Here is a 26,889-nt window from a genome sequence, read left to right on the forward strand (position 1 = left end):
CGGAGACAGCGCATGGCCTATCTCGAGCTCGATCGGGTCGCAAAGCAGTTCGGCACGCAGACCGTGGTCGACGACTTCAGCCTGTCGGTGGGGAAGGGGGAATTCATCTCCTTCCTTGGCCCGTCCGGCTGCGGCAAGACCACGACGTTGCAGATGATCGCGGGCTTCCTCGACCCGACGCGCGGCGCGATCCGCCTGGAGGGCAAGGATCTCACCGCGATCCCTCCGGCCAAACGCGGCCTCGGCATCGTGTTCCAGAGCTACGCGCTGTTTCCGCACATGACCGCGGCGGAGAATGTCGCCTTCGGTCTCGAAATGCGTAACGTGCCGCGCAATGAGCGCGCCGAGCGCGTCCGTGCCGCGCTCGCGATGGTGGGCCTTGCCGGCTACGAGGACCGTCATCCGCGCCGGATGTCCGGCGGCCAGCAGCAGCGCGTGGCGCTGGCGCGCGCGCTGGTGATCAAGCCGAGCGTGCTGCTGCTCGACGAGCCGCTGTCCAATCTCGATGCAAAGCTGCGCGAGGAGATGCAGATCGAGCTGCGCCAGATCCAGCGCACCATCGGCACCACCACGATCCTGGTCACCCACGACCAGAACGAGGCGATGTCGCTGTCCGACCGCATCGTGGTGATGAGCCAGGGCAAGATCGAGCAGATCGGGTCGCCGCAGGAGACCTACGAGAAGCCGGCCTCGGCTTTCGTCTCGCAATTCCTCGGAAAGACCAACGATTTTGCCGCGACGGTCGACCGGACCGCGACGCCGGCGCAATTGACCGCGGGCTCCTGGAGGGCGCCGGCGCCGGCCGGTCTCAATGGTCCCGTCACCGTCAGCATCCGCCCCGAGCGCATCGGCTTTGGCGAAGCGGGCCTCAACGCAAAAATCCTCACGCGCATCTTCCAGGGCAATCACTGGCTGTTCCAGTGCGAGAGCGAGTGCGGCCCGGCCATCGTGATCCGGCAGAACGACGGCAAGACGCAGCCGGCCGAAGGCGAGGCGGTTCGCCTGGCCTGGCGGCCCGAGGACATGAGCGTGCGCGCAAGGGCCGGCGCATGAGTGCGGTCGCCGAGGAACGCAGCACGCGTGCGCCATGGGCGCTGACGGCGCCCGCTTTGATGCTGTTCGTCGGCGTGCTGCTGATCCCGCTGGCGATGACCGTGATGCTGTCGTTCCATGATTGGGGCCAGTACAAGGGCATCGAGCCGGTCTTCATCCTCAAGAACTGGCACGAGATCGCGACCGACCCCTATTACGCCGAGATGTTCTGGCGAACGTTTCGCATCGCGATCCTGACCACGCTGCTCACGGCCTTGTTCGGGGCGCCCGAAGCCTGCATCCTCAACCGTATGAGCGGCCGCTGGAAGAGCTTCTTCCTGCTGATCATTCTCGGGCCGCTGCTGATCTCCGTGGTGGCGCGCACGCTGGGCTGGGCGCTGCTGTTTGGCGGCAACAACGGGCTCGTCAACAAGCTCCTGATGTCGCTCGGGGTGATCGGCTCGCCGATTCCCTTCATGTTCACCGAAACCGGCATGGTGATCGCGCTCGCGCATGTGATGATGCCGTTCATGGTGCTGTCGGTGTGGGCGGCCTTGCAGCGTCTCGATCCCCAGATCGAGAATGCCGCGATGTCGCTCGGCGCGAATCCTGCGACCATCATCCGCCGCATCATCATGCCGCAGATCATGCCCGGCGTGCTGTCGGGCGCCATCATCGTGTTCTCGCTCTCGGCCAGCGCCTTCGCGACGCCGGCGATCATCGGCGGCCGCCGGCTCAAGGTCGCGGCGACGCTCGCCTATGACGAATTCCTCAACACGCTGAACTGGCCGCTCGGTGCGGCCGTCGCAACGCTGCTGCTGGCCGCGCTTGTGCTGATCGTCGTCGGCAGCAACGCGCTGATCGAGCGCCGCTATGCGGAGGTGTTCCGATGAGACGGAACGGCCCGCTCGCCCTGATCTTCCACGCCGTCTTCGTCGTGGTCATGGTGGCGCCGATCCTGGTGGTTTGCCTGGTCGCGTTCACGCCCGAGGGATATTTGTCGCTGCCGACCAACGGCTTTTCGCTGCGCTGGTTCAGGACGATCGCGAACTATCCGGAATTCGTCCACGCCTTCTGGGTCAGCCTCGGGCTCGGCGCGCTGTCGTCCCTGGTGGCGCTGCTGTTCGCGGTGCCGGCGGCGCTCGCGATCGCGCGCTATCGCTTTCGCGGTCGCGACGCCTTGGCAGCCCTGTTCCTGTCGCCGCTGATGATCCCGCATGTCGTGCTCGGCATCGCCTTCCTGCGCTTCTTCACCTCCGCCGGGCTCGGGGGCAGCTTCGTGGCGCTGCTCGTTGCGCATGTCATCATTGTATTTCCGTTCGCGCTGCGGCTGACACTGGCGGCCGCGACCGGCATGGACCGCACGGTCGAGATGGCGGCGGTCTCGCTCGGCGCCGGCGGCTGGACGCTGTTCCGCCGCGTGACGCTGCCGCTGATCCTACCCGGTGTCATCAGCGGCTGGGCGCTCGCCTTCATCCAGTCCTTCGACGATCTCACCATGACCGTCTTCCTCGCGGCACCGGGCGCGGAGACATTGCCGGTGCGCATGTTCCTCTACATCCAGGACAACATCGATCCGCTGGTGACGTCGGTCTCGGCTTGCGTGATCGCGATCACCATGGGCGCCCTCATTGTGCTCGACCGCTTCTACGGACTCGACCGCGTGCTCGCCGGCAAGGGCGATACGGGACGATAGGAGAACCTATGCCTAAAGCGTTTTCGAGCGAAGTGGACGCCGGTTCGCGTAGAGAAAACGCGTCAAAACAGAAGTCTGACTATGACGTCGCCGTGGTCGGCGGCGGATTGCTCGGCTCCGCCATTGCCTGGGGCCTCGGCCGGCTCGGCAAGAGCGTGGCCGTGCTAGACGAAGGCGACATCACCAAGCGCGCCTCCCGCGCGAACTTTGCGTTGGTTTGGGTCCAGAGCAAGGGCCTGGGCATGCCGGCCTACACCGTGTGGACCGTGCAGGCATCACAAGCGTGGGGCCGGCTTGCCTCCGAACTGAAGCAACAGACCGGCCTCGACGTCTCGCTTCAGCAGAACGGCGGCTTCCACCTCACGCTGGGTGAAGACGAATTCGGCCAGCGCACCGAGCTCGTCAAGCGCATGCACAACCAAGCCGGCGCCGCCGACTACAAGATGGAAATGTTGCCCGCCTCCGAAGTGAAGAAGGCGCTGCCGCTGATCGGGCCGGAGGTCTCCGGCGGCAGCTATTGTCCGCTCGATGGTCACGTCAATTCGCTGCGCACGTTCCGTGCGTTCCACACCGGCTTCAAGGTGTTCGGCATCGACTATTTTCCGGAGCGTCCGGTCTCGGCGATCAGCAAGAGCGGCGGCGAATTTCGCCTGACCACGCCGCAGGGCGAGCTGCGCGCCGCCAAGATCGTGCTGGCCGCCGGCAACGCCAACCAGACGCTGGCGCCGATGGTCGGCCTTTACGCGCCGATGGGGCCGACGCGCGGCCAGATCGTGGTGACCGAGCGCACCATGCCGTTCCTGCCGCATCCGCTGACGACGATCCGCCAGACCGACGAGGGCACGGTGATGATCGGCGACAGCAAGGAGGACGAGCTGGATGATCGCGCGCTGAAGCACTCGATCAGCGCCGTGATGACCGATCGCGCCCAGCGCATGTTCCCGCATCTGTCGCGGCTCAACGTGGTCAGGAGCTGGGCCGGCATCCGCGTCATGCCGCAGGACGGCTTTCCGATCTACGACCAGTCGGAGACGCATCCCGGCGCCTTCGTCGCCTGCTGCCATTCCGGCGTGACGCTCGCCTCCAACCACGCCTTCGAGATCGCGCGCATGGTGGTGCAGGGCGCGCTGGAGCCGAAGCTGGTCGGCGCGTTCTCTGCGAGCCGCTTCGGCGGCGTGGGCGCTGCGAACAACAGCGGCTATTAGCGATATTGAAGGAGCCAAGAGGCATCCATGTTTAGACGATCCGAACAGGACAAGCGTCCTCAGGTGCAGATCTTCGTCGACGGCGTTGCCGTCGCGGCGCGCCAGGGCGACACCGTTTCCGCGGCGCTATTGGCCTCCGGCGTTGACGCGCGACGCTCGACTGCGGTGAGCGGCGCGCCGCGGCTGCCCTATTGCATGATGGGCGTGTGCTTCGACTGCCTCGTCACCATCGATGGCGTCGGCAACCGCCAGGGCTGCCTCGTGCCCGTCGCCGAGGGCATGCAAGTCGAGATCCAGAAGGGCAAGCGGGAGATCGGAAGATGAGTGTGGCTCCCAAGCGCGAAGCCTATGACGTCGTGGTGATCGGCGCCGGCCCGGCAGGCCTGGCCGCTGCAGCGACATCCGCCGAAGCCGGTCTTTCGACGCTGCTGCTCGAGGAGAACATCGGCCCCGGCGGCCAGGTGTTTCGCGCCATCTCCTCGACGCCGGTCACGGAGCGCGATCAACTCGGCGCGGACTATTGGGCCGGTGCCGACCTCGTGCAGGCGTTGCGCGCGAGCAATGCCGAGGTCATCCATCGTGCCACCGTTTGGAGCCTCGATCGCAACCTCGATATCGCCGTGTCGATCGGCAGCGCGTCCGCGTTCATCAACGCGAAGCGCGTGATCCTCGCGACCGGCGCGCTGGAGCGGCCGTTCCCGATACCGGGCTGGACGCTGCCGGGCGTGATGACCGCCGGCGCGGCGCAGACCATGCTCAAGTCATCGGCGCTGGTGCCCGACGGCCGCACGGTGATCGCGGGGCAGGGGCCGCTGCTCTGGCTGCTCGCCGCGCAGATTTTGCGTCTCGGTGGCCGCATCGACCGCATCCTCGATACCACCGAGCGCGGCAATTACTTCGCCGCGCTTCCGCATGCCTTCGGCTTCCTGACCTCGCCCTATTTTGCCAAGGGCCTGTCGATGATGCGCGAGGTGAAGGCGAAGGTGCAGGTGGTCTCCGCCGTCACCGATCTCGCCGCATCCGGCGACGGCCAGCTGGCGAATGTGAGCTATGTCGCTGGTGGCCACCGCGAGACCATCCCCGCTGATCTGCTGTTGCTGCATCAGGGCGTCGTGCCCAACGTCAATCTGGCGATGGCGGCCGGCGTCGAGCACCGTTGGGACGATCTGCAATTGTGCTGGTCGCCGGTGCTGGACGCGAGCGGCGAATCGTCGGTCGCAGGCATCGCGATCGCCGGCGATGGCGCCGGCATTGGTGGCGCCAATGCCGCCGTGGTGCGCGGGCGGATTGCTGCGCGCGCAGCGGTGGAAGCCCTGGCGCCAGCGGCCGCCGCGAAGCTCGCGCCGATGGCAACGTTGCGCGCTGATCTCGCCAAGGCCGAGCGCGGCCGCGTCTTCCTCGACACGCTGTTCCGCCCGTCGCCGCAGTTCCGCATTCCCTCGGGCGATACCATCGTCTGTCGCTGCGAGGAGGTGACGGCAAAGGACATTCTCGATTCCGTCGCGATCGGCGCGACGGGACCGAACCAACTCAAGGCCTATCGCCGCACCGGCATGGGCCCGTGCCAGGGCCGGCTCTGCGGTCTCACCGTCACCGAGCTGATGGCGCAGGCGCGTGGGAAGACGCCGCAGGAGATCGGCTACTATAGGCTGCGCGCGCCGGTGAAGCCGATCACGCTCGCCGAGCTCGCCGCCGTTCCCAAGAGCGAGGCGGACGTCAAGGCGGTGGTGCGCGGATGACCAGGAACGTGGATGCGATCGTCGTCGGCGGCGGCATCCACGGATGCTCGACGGCGCTGCATCTGTGCCTCGCCGGCTTGAAACCGGTGCTGATCGAGAAGGACTATGCCGGGCGGCACGCCTCCGGCGTCAATGCCGGCGGCGTGCGCCAGCTCGCGCGGCACATCCCCGAGATCCCGCTGTCGATCCGTTCGATGGGGATCTGGGAGAAGATCGGCGATCTCCTCGACGACGATTGCAGCTTCGAGAGCCACGGCCAGGTGCTGGTCGCGGAGAACGAGGAGGAGCTTGCGGTTTGCCGGACGCGCGTGGCCGAGCTCAACGCGCTCGGCTTCACCCATGAGGAGCTGATCGACGCGGCTGAACTGCGCCGTCTCGTTCCGGCGGTTGCCGAGACCTGCCCCGGCGGCGTGGTCTCGCGCCGCGACGGCGCGGCCAATCCGGCGCAGACCACGACGGCGTTCCGTCGCAAGGCCGAACAGTTAGGTGCGACCGTGCGCGAGGGCGTCGCGGCCGGCAATATCCGTCACAGCGGCGGCCTCTGGCACGTCGACGTCGGCGCGGACACTTTTGCCGCGCCGGTGCTCGTCAATGCTGCCGGTGCTTGGGCCGGGACAATCGCGGCCGCGCTCGGCGAGCCGGTTCCGGTCGAGACCGTGGCGCCGATGCTGATGATCACCTCGCGCGTGCCGCACTTCATCGATCCCGTCGTGATCCTGCGCGGGCGCAAATTGTCCTTCAAGCAGTTCTCCAACGGCACCGTTCTGATCGGCGGCGGCCATCTGGCGACGCCCTATCAGGACCGCAACGAGACGGTGCTGGACTGGAAAAGCCTTGCGACCAGCGCGCAGACCTGTTCGAGCTGTTCCCGGTGATGCGCAGCGCCACCATCGTGCGCGCCTGGGCCGGCATCGAAGCCAAGATGAAGGACGACATCCCCGTGTTCGGACCCAGCAGCCGTCACAAAGGTCTCTATCACCAGTTCGGCTTCTCGCTGCACGGCTTCCAGCTCGGCCCCGGCGCCGGCGCCGTCATGGCGGAGCTGATCGTCAATGGCGGCACCCAGACCCGAATCAGCGATCTCGGCATCGACCGCTTCCATCCCACCACGCTCTAACAACAAGAGGACATCATGAGCATCAGCCGCAGCATCCGCACGCCGATCATGCACCGCGCCGTCGAAGCCAACGGCTTCGTCTTCCTCGGCGGCACCATTGCCGACGACACGTCGGTCTCGATGGGCGAGCAGACCCGAAACATCCTCGGCAAGATCGCCGGTTATCTGAAGGAAGCCGGAACCGACAAGTCACGCGTTGTCAGCGCATCGATCTTCGTCACGGACCTCTCCAAGAAGAAGGAGATGGACGCGGCTTGGACCGAGTTCTTCGGCGACAATCTGCCGACCCGCGCCACCGTCGGCGTCGCCGATCTCGGCGGCAGCGCGCTGATCGAGGTGGTGGTCACCGCGCTCAAGGGCTGATCGCCGGCCTATCGACGACAGCGCTTTCCGCGGCGCTGTCGTTCCCTCGAACAGCGGCTTGATCTTGCGCCTTTGCAGGACTAGTTAGAGGGCTCTCAATCAGGAACTTCGCAGCCATGGATTCTACCCCGACCGCAACGCCCATCCGCCTTGCTCACGGGGAATTCCATGCCTGCTTCAATCATCCTGTCGAACCTCTCGCTGTCCACGCCTGACGGCCGTTCTCTTCTTTCAAGCATCGATCTGACTTTCGCTGCCGAGCGCACCGGTCTCGTCGGCCGCAACGGCGTCGGCAAGACGACGCTGCTTGCGTCGATCCTGGGCGAGCATGTTCCCCAGTCCGGGCGTGTTCTGATCAATGGCACCATCGGCCTGTTGCGCCAGGACGTTCAACCGCCCGCAGATAGCACGGTGGCTGATCTGTTCAGCGTGCGGCAGGCCCTGGAGCTGATGCGCCGTGCGGAGCGGGGCGACGCCTCGGCTGACGACATCGCCGCGATCGACTGGACGCTCGAAGCGCGGCTTCAGGCCGCGCTGGCGCGCCTCGGCTTCAACCCTTCTCCCGAGACGCAGCTGTCGCGCCTGTCCGGCGGCCAGATCACGCGCGTTCGTCTTGCCGCACTTGTGTTTGCCGAGCCCGACTTCCTGCTGCTCGACGAGCCCACCAACAATCTCGACCGGGACGGACGCAAGGCGGTGACCGATCTCCTCGCCGGCTGGCGCGGCGGCGCAATCGTCGTCAGCCACGACCGGAACTTGCTCGAAACGATGGATGCGATCGTCGAGCTGACGTCGCTGGGCGCAACACGATACGGCGGCAATTGGAGCAGTTTTCGCGCGCAGAAAGCCGTCGAGCTCGCGGCCGTGAGACACGATCTCGCGCATGCCGAGCGGCGCCTGTCTGAGATCGACGGCAAGGCCCAGGAGGCCGCCGAGCGGAAAGCGCGCAAGGACAGCGGTGGCAGGAAGAAGGGGGCGAAAGGTGACATGCCGCGCATCCTGGCCGGTGCACGCAGGGACCGCAGCGAGGATACCGGCGGCAAGAATGCGCAAATCGCCGAGCGGCGGCGCGCGGACGCGCTCGACGCCGTCGATACGGCACGCCGCCGCATCGAAGTGCTTCAGCCGCTGTCGGTAAAGCTACCTGTGACTGGCCTGCCAGCGGGCCGGGAAGTGCTTTGGCTCGACGGCGTCAGCGCCGGCTATCGGCCGGAGCAGCCGGTCTTCCGCGATCTGTCGTTCACGATGGTCGGGCCGGAGCGTGTCGCGTTGGTCGGGCCCAACGGCTCGGGCAAGTCGACGCTGCTGAAGCTGATCGCCGGCGAGTTGCGCCCAATTGTGGGCACCGTGCGGGTCAGGCCCGATTTCGCGCTGTTCGACCAGAAAGTCAGCCTGCTCGATCCCGCCTTATCGATCCTGGAGAACTTCGGCCGTCTCAATCCAGCGGCGGGCACCAATGCGTGCCATGCCGCGCTGGCCCGGTTCATGTTTCGCGCCGATGCAGCGTTGCAGGTCGTCGGCAGCCTGAGCGGCGGCCAAGTGTTCCGTGCGGGGCTAGCCTGCGTGCTGGGCGGGACGAGGCCGCCATCCCTGCTGATCCTGGACGAGCCGACCAATCATCTCGACATCGAGTCCACCGAAGCCGTTGAAGCTGGCTTGAGGGCCTATGACGGCGCGCTGCTTGTCGTCAGCCACGACCAGGCGTTCCTGCAGGCGATCCGAATTACGCGACGGCTCGATCTTGCCGCCGGGATGCGCGCCAATGGTGAGATCATCTGATCTCACCCCCGGTCAAAATGTGGTGGAGAATATCAAAAGCCCGACGCCCTGCCCCCAGCGCGTCGGGCGGAAAAACTGAGTATCAATCCGTGATCCCAACGCCATTGTTGTGACTCGTGCTGCGTCAATTTTCTACTCCGGGAAACTACCGCACTGGAATGGAACCGGAGTTCTGCCGCGCGACTACGAGGCGGTGCCACCGCCAGGCTCCAGGGCTTCGCCCATCTCCAGCGGGTGGGCCATGGTCTCGTGCAGCGCGTCGCGATCGAGCTCGTCTTCGGAGATGCTGATGACGACGCAGGCGACGCCGTTGCCGATCAGATTGGTCAGCGCACGGCATTCGCTCATGAACTTGTCGATGCCGACCAGGATCGCGATCGACTGGATCGGGATGTCAGGGACGATGGAGAGCGTCGCGGCGAGCGTGATGAAGCCGGCGCCGGTGACGCCGGAGGCGCCCTTCGAGGTGATCATGGCGATGCCGAGGATGCCGAGCTCCTGCCAGATGGTCAGATGGGTATTGGTCGCCTGTGCTAGGAACAGCGTCGCCAGCGTCATGTAGATATTGGTGCCGTCGAGATTGAAGCTGTAACCGGTGGGAATGACGAGGCCGACCACCGAGCGCGAGGCGCCGAGATGCTCCATCTTCTGGATCATCTGCGGCAGCACCGTCTCCGAGGACGAGGTGCCGAGCACGATCAGCAGCTCGTCCTTGATGTAGGCGATGAAGCGCAGGATCGAGAAGCCGGAGAGCCGGGCGATGGCGCCGAGCACGACCAAGACGAACAGCATGCTGGTCAGGTAGAACGTGCCGATCAGGGCGGCGAGGTTGAGCAGCGAGCCGAGACCGTAGGCGCCGACGGTGAACGCCATCGCGCCGAAGGCGCCGATCGGGGCGACGCGCACGATGATGCGGATGATGCCGAAGAACATCTTCGCGGCCTTGTCGATCGCGTCCGCGATGGGCTCGCCGGCCTTGCCGAGGAAGGCGATGGCGAAGCCCGACAGGATCGAGATCAGCAGCACCTGAAGCAAATCGCCCCGCGCGATCGCGCCCAGATAGCTGTCGGGAATGATCGCCATCAGATGGGCGACGATGCCCTCTTCGTGGGCCTTGGTGACGTAGGTCGCCACCGATTTTGGATCGATCGTAGCGGGATCGATGTTGAAGCCGTGCCCAGGCTGGAGAATCTCGCCGACCAGGAGGCCGACCGCGAGAGCGACAGTCGAGACCGTCTCGAAATAGATCAGCGACTTCAGCCCGACCCGCCCGACCCGCTTGAGGTCGCCCATCGAGGAGATGCCGTGCACCACGGTGCAGAAGATCACCGGTGCGATCATCATCTTGATCAGCGCGATGAAACCGTCGCCGATCGGCTTCAAGGCCTTGCCGAGATCCGGATAGAGGTAGCCGATGAGCACGCCGAGCGCGATCGCGATCAGGACCTGGATGTAGAGAATCTTGTACCAGGGCTGGCGCCGGCGGAGGATTGCTGGCTGGATCGCGACTTGTGTCATATTGTAGGCCCCGGAACGCATTGATCTTGCAGGATTTGGCTCCTGCTTGATTTGCACCATGTGATGGCCGCCGCAGAAGTGACAATCACATTTTTGTCGGATCGCACGAAGATCAATCGCTGCACCGGAACTGGGGGAAACGTGCCGACTGCAATCGCCTCGGACGAGCAAGCGGAAAGCTATTTTCCGCGCTGGAAGCTCAAGACCTCGGGCGTGATCATGCCGGAGGAGCGGCTGTCCTGGGGCCAGACCGTCGTCTCCGGTCTCCAGCATTGCGTCGCAATGTCGGGCTCGACCATCATCGCGCCGCTGCTGATGGGGTTCGATCCCAATGTTGCGGTGCTGTTCTCCGGCGTCGGCACACTGATCTTCTTCGTCATCGTCGCCGGGCGCGTGCCGAGCTATCTCGGCTCTAGCTTCGCATTCATCGCCGTCGTCATTGCCGCCACCGGCTATGCCGGACAGGGGCCGAACCCGAACGTCTCGGTGGCGCTCGGCGGCATCGTCGGAGCCGGCGTGCTGTACGGCCTGATTGCGCTGGTCGTGATGTGGTCGGGGGTCGGCTGGGTCGAGAGGCTGCTGCCGCCGGCCGTCACCGGCGCCGTGGTCGCCGCGATCGGCCTCAACCTCGCGCCCGTGGCGGTGAAGGCGGTGAGCGCCGGCGCATTCGACACCTGGATCGGGCTTGCGACCGTTCTGATCATCGGCGTGGTAGCCGTTGCAGCGCCAGGCCTGTGGCGCCGGCTGCCGATCATTGTCGGCGCGATCGGCGGATATCTGTTGTACCTGGTGTTCGCGAACGGCTTCGGTTTCGGCAAGCCGATCGACTTCGCGCCACTCTCGGCCGCGCCGTGGTTCGGTCTGCCCAACTTCACCACGCCGACATTCCAGGCCGATGCCATCTTCCTGATTGCGCCCGTTGCGGTCATCCTCGTCGCCGAGAATCTCGGGCACATCAAGGCCGTCGGTGCCATGACGGGCCGGAGCCTCGATCGCTATCTCGGCCGCGCCCTGTTCGCCGACAGCCTTGCGACCATCGTGGCCGCCAGCGGCGGCGGCACCGGTGTGACCACCTATGCCGAGAACATCGGCGTCATGGCGGCGACGAAGGTCTACTCCACCCTGCTGTTCGCCTTCGCGGCCCTTGTGTCGATCCTGCTCGGCTTCTCGCCGAAATTCGGCGCGCTGATCCTGTCGATCCCGGGCCCCGTCATCGGCGGCCTCTCGATCGTGCTGTTCGGTTTGATTGCGGCGATGGCCGGCCGGATCTGGGTCGAGAACAAGGTCGACTTTGCAGATCCCGCGAACCTGATTACCGTCGCGGTGGCGCTCATTGCGGGCGCCGGCGATCTCACGCTCAAATTCGGTGCATTCACGATCGGCGGCATCGGCACGGCAACCTTCGGCGCCATCATATTCTACCAGATCCTGACCCTGACTCGCGCCCAGCACGCCGACTGAGTGCACAATGCGTTGAGGGATGGAACAAAACGCCGTTTCCGTCGATGATCACGCATCCCCCGGAGATCTCTCATGCCGCAAACCGATCGCTCAAGCTCCTTTCCCTCGCGTCTCGTCGGCCAACACGCATTGGTGACCGGCGCCTCCCAAGGCATCGGCCGTGCCGTTGCCGTCCGGCTTGCCCAGGAAGGGGCGACCGTCGCTATCAATTATTTCGGCAGCCCTGAAGGGGCCGACGAGACGCTCGCGCTCGCACGAACGGCAGCCGCCGACCGCGGCCATGGCAGGCTCGACCATGTCGTGGTCAAGGCCGATGTCGGCAACGAGCAGGACATCGCCGCGATGTTCGAGACCATCCTTTCGCGTTGGAAGCGCCTGGACTGTCTCGTCAACAATGCCGGCTTCCAGCGGGAATCGCCGAGCGACGCGCTCGACGTCGAAACCTATCGCCGCATCATCGACGTCAACCTCAATGGCGCGGTGCTGTGCGCGCAGAAGGCGCTCGCGCATTTCGTCGCGCGCGGCGGAGGCGGCAGCATCATCAATTGCTCCAGCGTGCACCAGATCATTCCCAAGCCCGGCTATCTCGCTTATTCCATCAGCAAGGGCGGCATGGCCAATCTGACGCGCACGCTGGCGCTCGAATTCGCCGGCCAGGGCATCCGCGTCAATGCGGTTGGTCCCGGCGCGATCGACACGCCGATCAACGCGGCCTGGACCGGCGATCCCGAAAAGCGGGGCGTCGTCACCTCCCACATCCCCATGGGGCGCGTCGGCACGCCGGAGGAGATTGCCGCCGTGTTCGCTTTCCTCGCCTCGGACGACGCCAGCTACATCACCGGGCAGACCCTCTATGCCTGCGGAGGCCTGACGCTGTTTCCAGAGTTTCGGGAGAACTGGGCGAGCTGAAAACCGGCTTGGGGGACGCCCTCCGCGCGGGATAGTGGTTCGGGCCCGGTTGGGCCTCTGCGGCGCCGTGTGCTATCGACCGTGGACGACGCTGCCGTTATTGGCAGACGCCGACACGTGAAGGGCTCGTGACCACAACCATCAACATCAATGCCTATAGCGACGCGCTGGTGGTCCTCGGCACGGCCGGCGTCGTGGTGCCGATCGTCCGCCATTGGGGCATCAATCCGGTCCTCGGCTATCTCGGCGCCGGCGCCATCCTCGGCCCGCTCGGGCTCGGCTCGCTCGTCAAGGACCTTCCGTTCCTGTACTGGTTCACGGTGGCGGACGCGCAGAATGTCGAGGGGATCGCCAATCTCGGCATCGTGTTCCTGCTGTTCCTGATCGGGCTCGAGCTGTCCTTCAGACGGCTCGTGACGATGCGGCGCCTGGTGTTCGGGCTCGGCGGCCTGCAGGTTCTGGTCACCTCAGCCCTGATTTTCGGCGCCGCGCTGCTCTCCGGACAGAGCTCCGATACGGCCGTGATCCTCGGCGCGAGCCTTGCGCTGTCCTCCACCGCGATCGTGCTCGAGCTCCTGTCCGCTGAGAGGCGGCTTTCCACGACCGCCGGGCGTGCCAGCTTCTCGGTGCTGCTGGCACAGGATCTTGCAGTGGTTCCCATTCTGGTTTTCGTCTCGGTGCTCGGCGCAGACAGCGGCGGCTCCGTCGTGGCGCACATTTCCAGTGCGGTCTTGAAGGCTGCATTGGCGGTCGCTTTCCTCACTCTGGTCGGACGGCTGTTGATGCGCCCGCTGTTCCAGATGGTTGCGGGCACCCATTCGACGGAATTGTTTGTCGCCGCGACCTTGTTCGTCGTCGTCGGCGCAGGGCTTGCCGCGCACCAGGCCGGCCTGTCGATGGCGCTCGGGGCATTCGTTGCGGGACTGATGCTAGCGGAGACCGAGTATGGCAAGGCCATCGAGGCCACCGTCGAGCCGTTCAAGGGCCTGCTGCTCGGCATCTTCTTCTTCACCGTCGGCATGGCCATCGACTTCCGCGTGTTCATGCGCGACCCGGGTTGGCTGCTGGCCGCGGTTATCGGCATTGTCGCCGGCAAGGCGATTGTGCTCATCATCCTGGGGCGCCTCTTCAGGCTGTCATGGCCGGCGGCGGTCGAGATCGGCTTTCTGCTGGGTCCCGTTGGCGAATTCGCTTTCGTCAGCATCGGAATGGCGGTGGCCGCTGGCCTGATCGAGCCTCGCGTGTCGAGCTTCGCCGTCGCCGTCACCGCGGTGACGATGGCCTCGACGCCGTTTCTGGGCATGCTCGGACGACGATTGGCTGCGAAGCTAAGTCCCGAGCGCTCGCCCGATCCCGAACTGGCGGTTCGGCCGCCCGGTGATCGGGCGCAGGCTATCGTGGTCGGCTACGGCCGCGTCGGGAAGGTCGTCTGCTCCCTGCTGACCAGCCATGGCCTGGACTACATCGCGGTCGATCATGACGCGATCGCCGTGGCGCGCGACCGCCGCGACGGTCACAAGGTCTATTTCGGTGATGCGACAGAGCCGGGCTTCCTCGAAGCCTGCGGCCTGATGCAGACCACCGGCGTGATCATCACCATTCAGTCGCGGCCGGCGATCGATGCCGTCGTCGAGCGGATCTGCGCGGTGCGCCCGGATGTGCTGATCGTTTCCCGTGCGCGGGATGCTGATCATGCCCGCCATCTCTATGCGATCGGCGTAACCGATGCGGTGCCCGAAACCATCGAGGCGAGCCTGCAGCTTTCCGAGGCCGCGCTGGTCGGTCTCGGCGTTGCGGTCGGTCATGCGATCGCCTCGGTGCACGAGAAGCGGGACGAATTCCGGCTGACGCTGCAGCAAGCCGCTCGCAAGGCTGGACAGGAGAAGCCTCGCCCGCTCGATCTGACGGGGCGGCGATCCCCGCGATAGCGGGCTATGCGGGCCCGCCATGCGCATTGGCCTTGATCTGGCAAAACGAGCCCGCACGACCTACATCATGCGCCATGACGAATGCTCCTCCGGCAACCCCTCCGCTTCAGGATTTCATCGGCCGGCACGAACGCCTGTTCGTGCTGACCGGCGCCGGCTGCAGCACCAATTCGGGCATCCCCGATTATCGCGACAGCCACGGCAACTGGAAGCGAACCCAGCCAGTCAATTTCCAGGCCTTCATGTCGGACGAGCATACGCGCCGGCGCTATTGGGCGCGTAGCCTGATCGGCTGGCGGCGGTTCGGCCAGGCGCTGCCGAACGATGCGCATCATGCGCTGGCACGGCTCGAGGCGAGCGGTCGGTGCGGGATGCTGCTGACGCAGAACGTCGACCGGCTGCATCAGTCTGCAGGCCACCGGCAGGTGATCGACCTGCACGGCCGGCTCGATCTGGTCCGCTGCATGGGCTGCGGCGCGAAGACGCCGCGCGATGAGTTTCAGCACGCGCTTGGCCGCGCGAATGCGGCGTGGCTGACACTCGATGCCGCCGATGCACCCGACGGCGACGCGGATCTAGAGCACGAGGATTTTTCGTCCTTCCAGGTGCCGGCTTGCGAAGCCTGCGGCGGCATCCTCAAGCCCGACGTGGTGTTCTTCGGCGAGAACGTCCCGCGCGACATCGTCGCCACTGCGCGGGATCATCTGGCGCAGGCCGACGCCATGCTCGTCGTCGGCTCCTCCTTGATGGTCTATTCCGGATTTCGCTTCGTGCAGGCTGCCGCGCAGCGCAACATTCCGATTGCGGCAGTCAATCTCGGCCGCACCCGCGCGGACGATCTGCTGACGCTGAAGGTCGAGGAGCGCTGCGAGGCGGCGCTCGCATTCCTGCTCTGATCGCCTCGACCACGAACACGTCTTGCCTATTGCATAGGTGCCGAGCAGAATAGCCGGGCGCGGCGTTGTCCTCGTCGTCCATGGCATGGAAATTGCTGCGCTTTCGACCTCAGTCTTGACGATCAGCGCGGAGAATTTGGAATGCTTGAGGGAGCCGAGGTACGGCTTGCTGTCGATATCGGTGGCACGTTCACCGACATCGTGCTGGACGTGGGGCAGGATCGCAAGACACGCAAGGTGCTGACGACGCCGCAGCGGCCCGAGCAGGCGGTGCTGGAGGGGATGCGCCTCATCCTCACTGATGCGCGCGCGCATATCAGCGACATCGACGTCTTCATTCACGGCACCACGCTCGCCACCAACGCCATCATCGAGCGCCGCGGCGCGAAAACCGCGCTGATCGCGACGGACGGCTTTCGCGACGTGCTCGATATCGGCACCGAGAGCCGCTACGACCAATATGATCTCAGCATCGACAAGCCGAAGCCGCTGGCGCCGCGCAGCCTCCGCTTCACCGTGCCCGAGCGTATCGACGCGCACGGCGCCGTCCGGCTCCCGCTCGACGAAGCGGCGGTGCGCGCACTCGCGCCTAAATTGCGTGAACAAGGCGTCGAGAGTGTCGCGATCGCCTTCCTGCACTCCTATGCCAATCCCGAGCACGAGCGGCGCACGGCTGCGATCATCAGCGAAGAGATGCCCGGCATCGCCGTCACCGTGTCGTCGGCGGTGTGTCCGGAGATCCGCGAATATGAGCGCACCTCCACTGCGGTTGCCAACGCCTATGTGCAACCCCTGATCGACGGCTATCTCGCTCGCATGGCGGACGCCTTGCAGGTGGAGCAGTTCCGCGGTGCGATCTATCTCGTCACGTCGGGCGGCGGCGTGACGTCCATCGAGACGGCGCGGCGTTTTCCGGTGCGTCTCGTCGAATCCGGTCCGGCCGGCGGTGCGATCTTCGCGGCGCAGATCGCCGCGCGTCTTGGCGAGAGCAAGGTGCTGTCCTTCGACATGGGCGGCACCACGGCGAAGATCTGCCTGATCGAGAAGTATCAGCCCGAGACTTCGCGCGTGTTCGAGGTCGATCGCGCTGCCCGCTTCCTCAAGGGCTCCGGTCTGCCGGTGCGCATCCCCGTGATCGAGATGGTCGAGATCGGCGCCGGCGGCGGCTCGATCGCGCATGTCGATGCGATGAAGCGCGTCACCGTGGGGCCGGAGAGTGCGTCATCGGAGCCGGGACCTGCCTGCTACGGCCGCGGCGGCCAGCGTCCGGCGGTGACGGATGCGGACGTTGCGCTCGGCATGATCGATCCCGATGCCTTTGCGGCCGGCACGATCAAGCTCGATCCGGAGCTTTCGAAACAGGCGCTGCTGCGCGACGTCGGTGCGCCGCTCGGCCTGTCGGCGGAAACCGCGGCCTATGCCGTGCACGAAGTCGTCTGCGAGAACATGGCGAGCGCGGCGCGCGTGCACGCCGTCGAGCGCGGCGCCGTGGTCGGCCAGCACACGCTGATCGCGTTCGGCGGCGCCGCGCCGCTGCATGCGGCGCGCGTTGCCGAGAAGATCGGCGTCTCCCGCGTGATCGTGCCGTCCAATGCCGGTGTCGGCTCGGCCGTCGGCTTTCTTGCCGCGCCGATCGCCTATGAGCTGGTGCGCAGCCGTCATGTCCGCCTCGATGATTTCGACACCGAGGCGGTCTCCGATCTGCTGCAGGAGATGGCGAGCGAAGCGCGCGCGCTGGTCGAGCCGGGTGCCGCCGGCGCGCCGGTGCGCGAGCGCCGCGCCGCCTTCATGCGCTATGTCGGCCAGGGCCACGAGATCTCGGTCGAGCTGCCGAACCGGCGGCTGACCACGGCCGATCTCGCCGGCCTGCGCCAGAAGTTCGAGGCGGATTATACCGCGATGTTCGAGCGGCCGATCCCGGGCGCCGCGATCGAGGTGCTGAGCTGGTCGGTGCTCGCTACGACGGAGGCGCGTAATCCATCTGCTGTTGCGGCCGTCGCGCGCAAGCCGGCGGCAAAGGCCATCGGCAGTCGCAAATTCTTCGACGGCCGCGCAGGCGAGGTGATCGAGATCCCGCTCTATCGCCGCGAGGACATGGCGCCGGGCGCGACCATTGCCGGCCCGGCCGTGATCGCGGAGGACGAAACCTCGACCTTCGTCTCCACCAGTTTCGACGCCCATATCGACGGTGCTGGCAGCATCGTCATGGAACGGAAGGCGGCCTGATCATGAGCAAGGCAAACGGCGCGAGCCTGATCGATCTCCAGATTATGTGGCACCGGCTGATCGCCGTCGTCGAAGAGCAGGCGCAGGTGCTGCTGCGCACCGCGTTCAGCCCGATCGTGCGCGAATGCGGCGATCTCTCGGCCGGCGTGTTCGATCTCAAGGGCCGCATGCTGGCGCAGGCGGTGACCGGTACGCCCGGCCACGTCAACTCGATGGCGGAATCGGTCAAGCATTTCATTGCGCACTTCCCGATCGAGACGATGAAGGAAGGCGATGCCTACATCACCAACGATCCCTGGATGGGCACCGGCCATCTCAACGACTTCGTCGTCACCACGCCCTGCTTCAAGGACGGCAAGCCGGTCGCGCTGTTCTCCTGCACCAGCCATCTCATGGACATCGGCGGCATCGGCTTCGGGCCCGACGCCACCGACGTGTTCATGGAGGGGCTCTACATCCCCATGCTCAAGCTGATCGACCAGGGCGTCGTCAACGAGACGCTGATGGCGATGATCCGCACCAATACGCGGCTGCCGATCGACACCGAGGGCGATACCTATTCGCTCGCCGGCTGCAATGACGTCGGCTGCGAGCGCCTGGTCGAGATGATGACCGAGTTCGGCATCGATACGCTCGACGAGCTCGGCGACTACATCTGCGACCGCTCGCGCGAGGCCGTGCTCGCGGAGATCGCCAAGCTGCCGAAGGGGAGCTGGCGCAACACCATGGTCGTCGACGGCTATGATGCGCCGGTGACGCTCGCGGCGACGCTGACGATCTCGGATGCAGGCATCCACGTCGATTTCGACGGCACCTCGACTGCCTCCAAGTTCGGCATCAACGTGCCGCTGTCCTACACCACCGCCTATACCGTATTCGGGCTCGGCTGCGTCGTCGCCTCGCAAATCCCGAACAATGCCGGTTCGCTTTCGCCGCTGACGGTGTCGGCACCGCCGGGCGCGATCCTCAATGCGCCGAAGCCGGCGCCGGTCGCCTCGCGCCACGTCATCGGCCAGATGCTGCCCGACGTCGTGTTCGGCTGCCTGCGCCAGATCATTCCCGAGCGCGTGCCGGCCGAAGGCACCTCGTGCCTGTGGAATCTCAACGTGCGCGGCCAGACGCGCAGCGGCGCCGGCGGCAATTACGGATTCTCGATGGCGGTGACCTCCAATGGCGGCACCGGCGCGCGCTTCGGCAAGGACGGGCTGTCGGCCACCGCCTATCCCAGCGGCGTGCGCGGCACCCCGGTCGAGATCGCGGAGACGCAGACGCCCTTGATCTTCTGGCGCAAGGAGTTGCGGCCGGATTCCGGCGGAGCGGGGCGCACGCGCGGCGGGCTCGGTCAGATCATCGAGGTCGGCAGCGGCGTCGATGCGCCGTTCGACATCCTGGCCGCGTTCGACCGCATCGATCATCCGCCGCGCGGGCGCGACGGCGGCAAGGACGGCGAGGCCGGCTATGTCGGCCTCAAGTCGGGCAAGAAGCTGCGTGGAAAAGGCTTTCAGCAGGTGCCGCCGGACGACCGGCTGGTGGTGCTGACGCCTGGCGGCGCCGGCATCGGCGCGCCTGCCCAGCGCGATCGAGCGGCGATCCAGGACGACGTCGAAAGCGGCCTGGTGTCTGCTGACAATGCAGTTGCGGTCTATGGGTACGCACGGTGACGCGCTGCCGTCTTGTGCGATAGCAAACGGAGGGGGTGCAATGATCACGCGTCGAAACTTCACCGCGGGCGCAGCGACGCTGCTGGCGGCCGGCCACGTCTCGACCCGCGCCCAGGCGGCGAACGTGAGCTGGGACTTGTCCACGGTCTGGCCGGACGGCAATTTCCACACCCAGAACGCGATGGCCTTCGCGGAGGAGGTGAAGAAGCAGAGCGGCGGCACGGTCAGCATCACCGTGAAGGCCGGCGGCCAACTCGGCTTCAAGGGCCCCGAGCATCTGCGCGCCGTGCGCGATGGCCTGGTGCCGCTCGCCGACGTCCTCAACATCCAGCAGGTCGGCGACGAGCCCTTCATGGGCGTCGAGAGCATTCCCTTCCTGTGCAGCTCGATGGACGAGCTCAAGGTGCTGCACAAATATGTGCGGCCCGAATACGAGAAGGTCGCCGCGCGCAACAACCAGAAGATCCTCTACATCGTGCCGTGGCCGACGCAATATCTGCATCTCAAGGTCAAGGTCGCTGACGTCGAAGGCCTGAAGAACATCAAGATCCGCGTGCCCGACAAGAACGCCGTCGACATGCTGGCCGTGGTCGGCATGGCCCCGGTGATGATCCCCTGGGGCGAGACAATACCGGCGCTGGCCTCGGGTGCGGTCTCGGGCGTGTCCACCTCGTCCGTCTCGGGTGTCGACGGAAAATTCTGGGAATTCCTGAAATACGTCTACCCGACCAACCACGTCTGGTCGTCGCAGATGCTCACCGTCAATCTCGATTCCTGGAAGGCTCTGTCCGCAGATCAACAGAAGCTCGTTGCGGATACCGCGGCGAAGATGGAGCCAATCTTCTGGGCCAACTCGCTCAAGGCCGACGTCGACAGCCTCAACCGCCTCAAGGAGGGCGGCATGGAGGTGGTGCCGGTCTCGGACGCCATGATGAAGGACATCCGAACCAAGACTGCGCCGCAGCTCGATGCGTTCCTCAAACGCGTGCCGGCCGCTGACAAGCCGGTGCGGGCCTATCTCGCCGAAATGAAGCGCGGCTGAGGGGTCGTCCAAGGTGAGCGTCTCGTCCGAAGCTCCGCAGAGCCTCAACGCAGCGGCGCCCGCGCCGCTGCGGATCATCCTTGACGGTATCGACCGCCTCGGCCGGCTCGACGGGTGGATCGGCGGTGGCTGCCTTTTGATGCTGACACTGTTGATGCTGTGCGAGGTCGCAACGCGCTTCCTCTCGAACTTCTTTTCATTCTTCCCGCCGTCGATCTCGATCGCCTGGGAATACTCCTCCTATCTGATGGCGGCGTCCTTCACTTTCGGCGCTGCCATGACGTTGCGGGTCGGCGGTCACATCCGCGTCGTGCTGCTGCTCAAGAACGCTCCAGCGCCGGTGCAGCGTGCGCTCGAGATCCTGTCGGCGGCGGCCGGGTTCGCCTTCATGGCGTTCCTGACCTCGGCCATGGCGAAGTTCGCCTTCGCCGCCTATGTGCGCGGCCAGGTCTCGACGTCCAGCGATACGCCGCTGTGGTTTCCCGAAGCGGTCGTCACCTTCGGCATGCTGCTGCTGACGCTCCAGTTCCTGGCGCGCGCGATCCAGGCCGCGCTCGGGCTGCCGCTGGAGGATCACCGCATGAAGGCTTCGCCCGTCGAATGATCGCTTTGCTCGTTCCAGGATTCAGGATCGCATGACCATCGAAGTCGTCGCTCTCTTTGCGATCCTGTTCGCGCTGCTGGCCTGCGGCGTCTGGATCGGCCTCACGCTGGCGCTGACCGCGACGCTGCTGCTCGCGATGTTCCGCTCGATCCCGCTCGACAAGCTGCTGCCGCAATACGCCTGGAACATCCTCACCACGCAGGAGCTGCTGGCACTGCCGCTGTTCATCCTGATGGGCGAGCTGCTGTTTCGCACCCGTCTGTCGCGCTCGCTGTTTCAGGGATTGGCACCTTGGGCCGGGCTTTTGCCCGGCCGCCTGCTGCATGTGAACGTGATCGGCTGCACCATCTTCGCGGCGATCTCCGGCTCGTCGGCGGCGACCACGCAGGTCATCGGCCGCATGTCGCTCAACGAGCTCACGCGCCGCGGCTATTCGCGCGACATCGCGATCGGCTCGCTCGCCGGCGCCGGCACGCTCGGCTTTTTGATTCCGCCGTCCAACATCATGATCATCTACGGCGTGCTCGGCGACGTCTCGATCCTGAAGCTGTTCACGGCCGGCGTCCTGCCGGGATTTCTGCTGGCCGCTACCTTCATGGCCTGGGTGATGCTGCACACTACCCTCAACCGCACCATGGGGCCGGAGACCGAAGCAAAGCTCGCCGAGGTGCCGTGGAGCGAGCGCTTCGCCGCGCTGAAGGATCTCGCGCCGGCGTTGTTCCTGATCGCCTGCGTGCTCGGCTCGATGTATGGCGGGCTGGCGACGCCGTCGGAGGCCGCTGCCGTCGGCGTGCTCGGCGCCGCGCTGGTGGCCTGGGCGCAAGGCTCGATGTCGCAGCAGGTGATGCGCGACGTGCTGATCGGCTCGGTCGTGACCTGCTCGATGATCGCGCTGATCGTGTTGGGGGCCTCGATCCTCGGCAATGCCGCGGCCTTCCTCGGCATCCCGCAGGCGGTCGCGGCCTTCGTCAAGGGCCTCGGCCTGTCGCCGTTCATGCTGATCGTGGTGCTGGTCGTCTTCTATCTCGTCCTCGGCTGTTTCCTCGACGGCTTCTCGATGATCGTGATGACGCTGCCGATCGTGCTGCCGATCGTGAAGGGCGCGGGTTTCGACGAGATCTGGTTCGGCGTCTTCCTCGTGCTCGCCGTCGAGATGGCGCAGATCACACCGCCGGTCGGATTCAACCTGTTCGTGATCCAGGGACTGACCGACGACGGTCTCGGCTACATCGCGCGCGTGACGCTGCCTTATCTGGTGATCATGATCGGCTTCGTGCTGCTGCTGACGGTCTGGCCGGGCATCGTCACGATCCTGCCGCGTGTGCTGTACGGGTAGAGTCGCGCCGTCCCGGCTGCGGCCGGGACGGCGTTTCGATTCTCCAGGCTTACGCCGCCGCCTTCTTCCGCGCGAGCTCGGCCTTGTACAGCTCGAACTCCTCGGCGATCGCGCGGGCAATCGAAGGACGCTGACGCAGGCGGTCGTGATAGGCCTTCAGGTTCGGCCATTTCGCGAGCTCGACCGGCGGGGTCGCCATGGTCCAATTGATGACCGTGACGAGATAGGCGTCGGCGACGCTGAAATGGTCGAGCAGGAAGTCGCGGCCCTTGAGATGGTCGTCGAGATAGTCGAGCCGCGACAGGTTCTTCTCCAGCGCATAGGCCTTGGCCTCCTGCGGCGCCTTGCGGTCGAGCAGGGGAACGAACAGGCTCTTGTGCAGCTCGGTGCCGATGAAGCAGAGCCATTGATGCAGCCGCGTGCGCTCGATGCCGGCGGCGGCGCCGAGGCCGGATTGCGGAAAGCGGTCGGCGACATATTGCAGGATCGCCGCGTTCTCGGTCAGTACCACGCCCTCATCGGTGCGCAGCGTCGGCACGAGGCCGATCGGATTCACGGTACGGAAGTCGGAGCCGTCGTTCAGCACCTGCTTGGACGGCGGATCGACTTCGACATAATTCGCCTCGGCGCCGGCTTCGTACAACGCGACGCGGGTCGCCATCGAACAGGCGAGCGGCGAGAAATAGAGATCCATCTGTAGCCTCCTTGGGCAATTCCTCGATGTGACTTTTCGGAGTGTCGCTCAACCTGGCCAGATTGATTTTTGTACCATCTTGCATAATATGGGGGCGGTCAAGGATTAAATTGCGAAATGGTACAAAAATCGAAGCCGCCAGCCGCCGCAAGTGCGCCCGCGCGCCGCGGCGAACCCAAGCGCCGCGGCCGTCCGCGCGCCTACGAGCCCGATGTCGCGCTCGGCCGCGCGCTCGACCTGTTCCGCAAGCAGGGCTTTGCCGCGACCTCGCTCGACGATCTCAGCGAGGCGACGGGGATGAATCGTCCGAGTCTCTATGGCGCCTTCGGCGACAAGCGCGAGCTCTACATCAAGAGCTACCAGCGTTACCGCGAGCAAGCCGGCGCGGCGATGGTCGATATCTTCCGCGAGGAGATGCCGGTGCGTCAGCGGCTGGAGCGCATCTACGCCGCCGCGCTGGACATCTATCTGTCCGGTGACACTGGCCCTCGCGGTTGCTTCACGGTGGTGACCGCGGCGTCCGAAGCCGTTGGCGATCCCGATATCCGCGCCATGGTGCTCGAAGGCCTCACTGGCCTCGACAAAGCTTTTGCAAATTGTTTCCGCCGCGCCAAGGAGAAAGGCGAGCTGCCGGAGAGCGCCGATCCATTCGCGCTGGCGCAGATCGCCTCCGCCACCATTCACACCATCGCCATCCGCTCGCGTGCGCGCGTTCCACGCAAGGAGCTCGAGGCGATCGTGAAGGGCGCGATCGACGTGATGGTGGGGGCTGGGCCAAAAACCTGAGCCGGCGCCGGGACGACAGCGAGTGTGTAGCGCCTCTAATACCCTTTTGCCCGATCCACCACGTTCTCCAGCGTGGCGCCCGCCTCGAATCTCGCGATCTGCTCGGCGACATAGGCCGAGATCGCGTCCGCGTCGGTGTCGGCGGCATTATGCGGGGTCAGCACCACCTTGGGGTGGGTCCAGAACGGGCTGTCTTGCGGCTGCGGCTCCTGCACGAAGACGTCGAGCGAGGCGGCGCCCAGCGTGCCGTCGTCGAGGCAGGCCAGGATGTCGGCCTCGTTCTGCAGGCCGCCGCGGCCGGCATTGATCAGCACCGGCGCGCCGAGCGGGCTGTTGCGGTTGAGCTTTGCGAAGACGTCGCGGTCGAGGATGCCATGCGTGTCGGGCGTCAGCGGCAGCAGGCTGACGAGGATATCGGTCTTGCGCAGGAACGCATCCATCCCGGCCGTGCCATGGAAGCATTCGACGCCTTCGATCGTCCGCGGGCTGCGGCTCCAGCCGGCAACGCGGAAGCCGAGCCGGCGCAGCACGTCGGCAGCATCCGTGCCCAGCGTGCCCAATCCCATGATGCCGACGGTGACCGCGCTGGCGGGCCATTGATATGTCGGTGCCCAGCGCTTTACGCGCTGCGACTCCCGCAGATAAAGCTCCTGGCGGTGGTGCATCAGCACGTGCAGCACGACATATTCGGTCATGCGGTTGGTCAGGTCGGGCACGGCGACGCGCACCAGCGGCACGTCGGGCAGGCTCTTGTCCGCCATCAACGCGTCGACGCCGGCGCCGAGATTGAAGATCGCACGCAGATTGGGGAAGGCGCCGAGATCGCCCGGCACCGGTTTCCACACTGCCGCATAGTGCACCTCGGCCGGATCAAGCGCGGAGTCGGGCAGCAGCACGACGCGGCGGCCGCCGCAGACCGCGTCGAACCGGGCCCTCCAGCGCTCCGGCGACCAGTTCTGCTGCATGCTGTTGATCAGGACGGCCAGTGTGCCCTTGGTCATTCGAAGTGCCTCGTCGAGTTCCGCTTGAGAAGGCCCTCCTTGGCATGATCTGACGGATTTTTCTTGCAAATTTTTTCCGCAGCCCTGTCGGAGCGGGGCATATTGGCGCGTCTTTAGAACAGACGAGGAAAGTGTTGCCTATGCTTTATGCCATCCTTTGCTATCACGATGAGGACTTCGTCGGCTCCTGGAGCAAGGAGCAGGATGAGGCCGTGATGAAGAAGCTCGCCGTGGTGCAGGAGAAGCTCACCAGCCAGGGCCGGCTCGGCCCGGTTGCTCGGCTGTTGCCGACCACGGCGGCGGCGACGCTGCGCAAGGAAGATCCGCCGCTGGTGCTCGACGGCCCCTACGCCGAGACCAAGGAGCAGCTGCTCGGCTTCTACATCGTCGATTGCAAGAACCTCGACGACGCGCTCGACGTCGCGCGCGATCTCGGTGCGGCCAATCCCGGCGGTGCCTATGAAGTGCGTCCCGTCGGCGTGTTCAGGCCCGGAGGGAATCTGACGTGAGCGAAGCCGACACCGCCTGGATCGAGACTGCGCTGACCTCGGCGCGACCCCAGGCGGTCGGCGCGTTGCTGCGCTATTTCCGCGATCTCGATACGGCCGAGGAGGCCTTCCAGAACGCCTGCCTGCGCGCGCTGAAAACCTGGCCGCAGAACGGGCCGCCGCGCGATCCCGCGGCATGGCTGATCATGGTCGGCCGCAACGTCGCCATCGACGAGGTGCGCCGCGCCCGCAGGCAGCAGCCGCTGCCCGAGGACGACCAGGCGATCTCCGATCTCGATGATGCCGAGGGTGCGCTCGCCGAGCGGCTCGACGGCTCGCACTACCGCGACGACATCTTGCGGCTGATGTTCATCTGCTGCCACCCGCAGCTGCCGGCGACGCAGCAGATCGCGCTGGCGCTGCGCATCGTCTCCGGTCTCACCGTGAAGCAGATCGCACGCGCTTTCCTGGTCTCGGAAGCGGCGATGGAGCAGCGCATCACGCGCGCCAAGGCCAAGGTTGCCGACGCCGGCGTCCCGTTCGAGGCGCCCGGCGCGATCGAGCGCTCCGAGCGGCTCGCTGGCGTTGCGGCGATGATCTACCTGATCTTCAACGAGGGCTATTCGGCGAGCGGCGACACCGCGGAAATCAGGAAGCCGCTGTGCGAAGAGGCGATCCGGCTGGCGCGCCTGCTGCTGCGGCTGTTCCAGAGTGAGCCGGAGATCATGGGCCTGACGGCGCTGATCCTGTTGCAACATGCGCGCAGCGCCGCGCGCTTTGCCGCGGATGGCTCGCTCATCCTGCTCGACGACCAGGACCGTTCGCTGTGGAACGGCACTATGATCGCGGAAGGCCTCGCGCTGATCGACAAGGCGATGCGCCACCGCCGTAGCGGACCCTACCAGATCCAGGCCGCGATCGCCGCGCTGCATGCGCGCGCAGCGACTCCGGAGGAGACCGACTGGACCCAGATTGACCTGCTCTACGGCGCGCTCGAAGTGGTGCAGCCTTCACCGGTGGTGACGCTCAACCGCGCGGTCGCGGTCTCCAAGGTGCGCGGGCCGCAGGCTGCGCTCGAGTTGATCGAGCCGCTGGCGCCGAAGCTCGCCAATTACTTCCACTTCTATGGCGTGCGCGGCGCCTTCCTGATGCAGCTAGGCCGCAACGACGAGGCCCGCATCGCCTTCGACCGCGCCATTGCGCTGGCCAACACGTCCGCGGAGGCCGCCCACATCCGCATGCATCTCGATCGCTTGATTCGGGACAGCCAGCCGAAGGGGGCGGCGTCCGGCAAGGCGAAGGTGAAGTAGCGGCCTCGTCATTCCGGGGCGATGCGAAGCATCGAACCCGGAATCTCGAGATTCCGGGTCTGGTCCTTCGGACCATCCCGGAATGACAATCAAAAAAC

23 protein-coding genes and 1 pseudogene are annotated in these 26,889 nt (G+C 65.8%); 21 read left to right on the forward strand and 3 right to left on the reverse strand.

The window, feature by feature from the left end; translation table 11 throughout:
* The first annotated feature begins 12 nt into the window (after nucleotides 1-12).
* The 9 genes and pseudogenes from LPJ38_RS11815 to LPJ38_RS11855 all read left to right on the forward strand — a co-directional run bounded on the left by LPJ38_RS11815 (nucleotide 13) and on the right by LPJ38_RS11855 (nucleotide 8,931).
* Complete coding sequence (locus tag LPJ38_RS11815; RefSeq protein ID WP_145632815.1) at nucleotides 13-1,053, forward strand: ABC transporter ATP-binding protein; 1,041 nt, start codon at nucleotides 13-15, stop codon at nucleotides 1,051-1,053.
* Nucleotides 1,050-1,925: an ABC transporter permease gene (locus LPJ38_RS11820; protein WP_145632812.1), complete on the forward strand. Its 876-nt coding sequence runs from the start codon at nucleotides 1,050-1,052 to the stop codon at nucleotides 1,923-1,925. Before LPJ38_RS11815 ends, LPJ38_RS11820 begins: the two co-directional genes overlap by 4 nt.
* Entirely contained in the window at nucleotides 1,922-2,728 is an 807-nt protein-coding gene (locus LPJ38_RS11825) for an ABC transporter permease (RefSeq protein ID WP_145632810.1), read from the forward strand. The genes LPJ38_RS11820 and LPJ38_RS11825 overlap by 4 nt, the downstream gene beginning before the upstream one ends.
* Nucleotides 2,729-2,736: 8 nt before the next feature.
* Complete coding sequence (locus LPJ38_RS11830) at nucleotides 2,737-3,933, forward strand: NAD(P)/FAD-dependent oxidoreductase (RefSeq protein WP_231088613.1); 1,197 nt, start codon at nucleotides 2,737-2,739, stop codon at nucleotides 3,931-3,933.
* Between the two features lie 27 nt (nucleotides 3,934-3,960).
* On the forward strand, nucleotides 3,961-4,257 hold the full coding sequence (locus LPJ38_RS11835) for a (2Fe-2S)-binding protein (RefSeq protein ID WP_063694135.1): 297 nt from the start codon (nucleotides 3,961-3,963) through the stop codon (nucleotides 4,255-4,257).
* Entirely contained in the window at nucleotides 4,254-5,672 is a 1,419-nt protein-coding gene (locus LPJ38_RS11840) for an FAD/NAD(P)-dependent oxidoreductase (RefSeq protein ID WP_145632807.1), read from the forward strand. Before LPJ38_RS11835 ends, LPJ38_RS11840 begins: the two co-directional genes overlap by 4 nt.
* A pseudogene (locus LPJ38_RS11845) lies at nucleotides 5,669-6,789 on the forward strand (NAD(P)/FAD-dependent oxidoreductase). Before LPJ38_RS11840 ends, LPJ38_RS11845 begins: the two are co-directional and overlap by 4 nt.
* 15 nt (nucleotides 6,790-6,804) lie before the next feature.
* Nucleotides 6,805-7,152: a RidA family protein gene (locus LPJ38_RS11850; RefSeq protein ID WP_145632804.1), complete on the forward strand. Its 348-nt coding sequence runs from the start codon at nucleotides 6,805-6,807 to the stop codon at nucleotides 7,150-7,152.
* A gap of 168 nt (nucleotides 7,153-7,320) precedes the next feature.
* The gene (locus tag LPJ38_RS11855; RefSeq protein ID WP_145632801.1) at nucleotides 7,321-8,931 is read left to right on the forward strand and encodes an ABC-F family ATP-binding cassette domain-containing protein; all 1,611 of its coding nucleotides are present in this window, start codon (nucleotides 7,321-7,323) and stop codon (nucleotides 8,929-8,931) included.
* Between the two features lie 183 nt (nucleotides 8,932-9,114).
* Here LPJ38_RS11855 and LPJ38_RS11860 read toward each other — a convergent pair whose 3' ends face one another.
* On the reverse strand, nucleotides 9,115-10,449 hold the full coding sequence (locus LPJ38_RS11860) for a dicarboxylate/amino acid:cation symporter (protein WP_145632798.1): 1,335 nt from the start codon (nucleotides 10,447-10,449) through the stop codon (nucleotides 9,115-9,117).
* Between the two features lie 141 nt (nucleotides 10,450-10,590).
* Between LPJ38_RS11860 and LPJ38_RS11865 the strand changes: the two genes are divergently transcribed.
* From LPJ38_RS11865 to LPJ38_RS11905, 9 genes are all read left to right on the forward strand, one after another.
* Nucleotides 10,591-11,910 carry a solute carrier family 23 protein gene (locus LPJ38_RS11865; RefSeq protein ID WP_145632795.1) on the forward strand — a complete coding sequence of 440 codons (1,320 nt, stop codon included), beginning with the start codon at nucleotides 10,591-10,593 and terminating at the stop codon, nucleotides 11,908-11,910.
* Between the two features lie 72 nt (nucleotides 11,911-11,982).
* Nucleotides 11,983-12,819, forward strand: coding sequence for an SDR family oxidoreductase (locus LPJ38_RS11870; protein ID WP_145632792.1), 837 nt, complete (start codon nucleotides 11,983-11,985; stop codon nucleotides 12,817-12,819).
* Between the two features lie 128 nt (nucleotides 12,820-12,947).
* Nucleotides 12,948-14,747, forward strand: a complete 1,800-nt coding sequence (locus LPJ38_RS11875; RefSeq protein ID WP_145632789.1) for a cation:proton antiporter domain-containing protein — start codon at nucleotides 12,948-12,950, stop codon at nucleotides 14,745-14,747.
* A 74-nt stretch (nucleotides 14,748-14,821) separates the two neighbouring features.
* Nucleotides 14,822-15,643 (forward strand): NAD-dependent protein deacetylase, encoded by an 822-nt coding sequence (locus LPJ38_RS11880; protein WP_145632786.1) that lies wholly within the window; start codon nucleotides 14,822-14,824, stop codon nucleotides 15,641-15,643.
* A gap of 141 nt (nucleotides 15,644-15,784) precedes the next feature.
* A complete protein-coding gene (locus tag LPJ38_RS11885) occupies nucleotides 15,785-17,869 on the forward strand; it encodes a hydantoinase/oxoprolinase family protein (protein ID WP_145632783.1) in 2,085 nt (694 codons plus the stop codon).
* A 2-nt stretch (nucleotides 17,870-17,871) separates the two neighbouring features.
* Nucleotides 17,872-19,530 (forward strand): hydantoinase B/oxoprolinase family protein, encoded by a 1,659-nt coding sequence (locus tag LPJ38_RS11890; protein WP_145632780.1) that lies wholly within the window; start codon nucleotides 17,872-17,874, stop codon nucleotides 19,528-19,530.
* 40 nt (nucleotides 19,531-19,570) lie between these two features.
* Nucleotides 19,571-20,572 (forward strand): TRAP transporter substrate-binding protein, encoded by a 1,002-nt coding sequence (locus LPJ38_RS11895; protein ID WP_145632778.1) that lies wholly within the window; start codon nucleotides 19,571-19,573, stop codon nucleotides 20,570-20,572.
* Between the two features lie 13 nt (nucleotides 20,573-20,585).
* The gene (locus tag LPJ38_RS11900; protein ID WP_145632775.1) at nucleotides 20,586-21,176 is read left to right on the forward strand and encodes a TRAP transporter small permease subunit; all 591 of its coding nucleotides are present in this window, start codon (nucleotides 20,586-20,588) and stop codon (nucleotides 21,174-21,176) included.
* A gap of 31 nt (nucleotides 21,177-21,207) precedes the next feature.
* Nucleotides 21,208-22,512, forward strand: a complete 1,305-nt coding sequence (locus LPJ38_RS11905; protein ID WP_145632772.1) for a TRAP transporter large permease — start codon at nucleotides 21,208-21,210, stop codon at nucleotides 22,510-22,512.
* Between the two features lie 49 nt (nucleotides 22,513-22,561).
* Here LPJ38_RS11905 and LPJ38_RS11910 read toward each other — a convergent pair whose 3' ends face one another.
* The gene (locus tag LPJ38_RS11910; protein ID WP_145632769.1) at nucleotides 22,562-23,206 is read right to left on the reverse strand and encodes a glutathione binding-like protein; all 645 of its coding nucleotides are present in this window, start codon (nucleotides 23,204-23,206) and stop codon (nucleotides 22,562-22,564) included.
* 117 nt (nucleotides 23,207-23,323) lie between these two features.
* On the opposite strand from LPJ38_RS11910, the gene LPJ38_RS11915 reads away from it, so the two are divergent.
* Nucleotides 23,324-23,992 (forward strand): TetR/AcrR family transcriptional regulator, encoded by a 669-nt coding sequence (locus LPJ38_RS11915; RefSeq protein WP_145632767.1) that lies wholly within the window; start codon nucleotides 23,324-23,326, stop codon nucleotides 23,990-23,992.
* Nucleotides 23,993-24,027: 35 nt separating this feature from the next.
* On the opposite strand, the gene LPJ38_RS11920 is transcribed toward LPJ38_RS11915, so the two are convergent.
* A complete protein-coding gene (locus LPJ38_RS11920; RefSeq protein ID WP_145632764.1) occupies nucleotides 24,028-24,993 on the reverse strand; it encodes a 2-hydroxyacid dehydrogenase in 966 nt (321 codons plus the stop codon).
* Nucleotides 24,994-25,133: 140 nt separating this feature from the next.
* Between LPJ38_RS11920 and LPJ38_RS11925 the strand changes: the two genes are divergently transcribed.
* Both LPJ38_RS11925 and LPJ38_RS11930 read left to right on the forward strand, forming a co-directional pair.
* Nucleotides 25,134-25,502, forward strand: coding sequence for a YciI family protein (locus LPJ38_RS11925; RefSeq protein ID WP_008546388.1), 369 nt, complete (start codon nucleotides 25,134-25,136; stop codon nucleotides 25,500-25,502).
* Nucleotides 25,499-26,791 carry an RNA polymerase sigma factor gene (locus tag LPJ38_RS11930; protein ID WP_145632761.1) on the forward strand — a complete coding sequence of 431 codons (1,293 nt, stop codon included), beginning with the start codon at nucleotides 25,499-25,501 and terminating at the stop codon, nucleotides 26,789-26,791. The genes LPJ38_RS11925 and LPJ38_RS11930 overlap by 4 nt, the downstream gene beginning before the upstream one ends.
* The last annotated feature ends 98 nt before the right edge of the window (nucleotides 26,792-26,889 follow it).

Source organism: Bradyrhizobium daqingense (genome assembly GCF_021044685.1).
Lineage (GTDB): Bacteria > Pseudomonadota > Alphaproteobacteria > Rhizobiales > Xanthobacteraceae > Bradyrhizobium > Bradyrhizobium daqingense.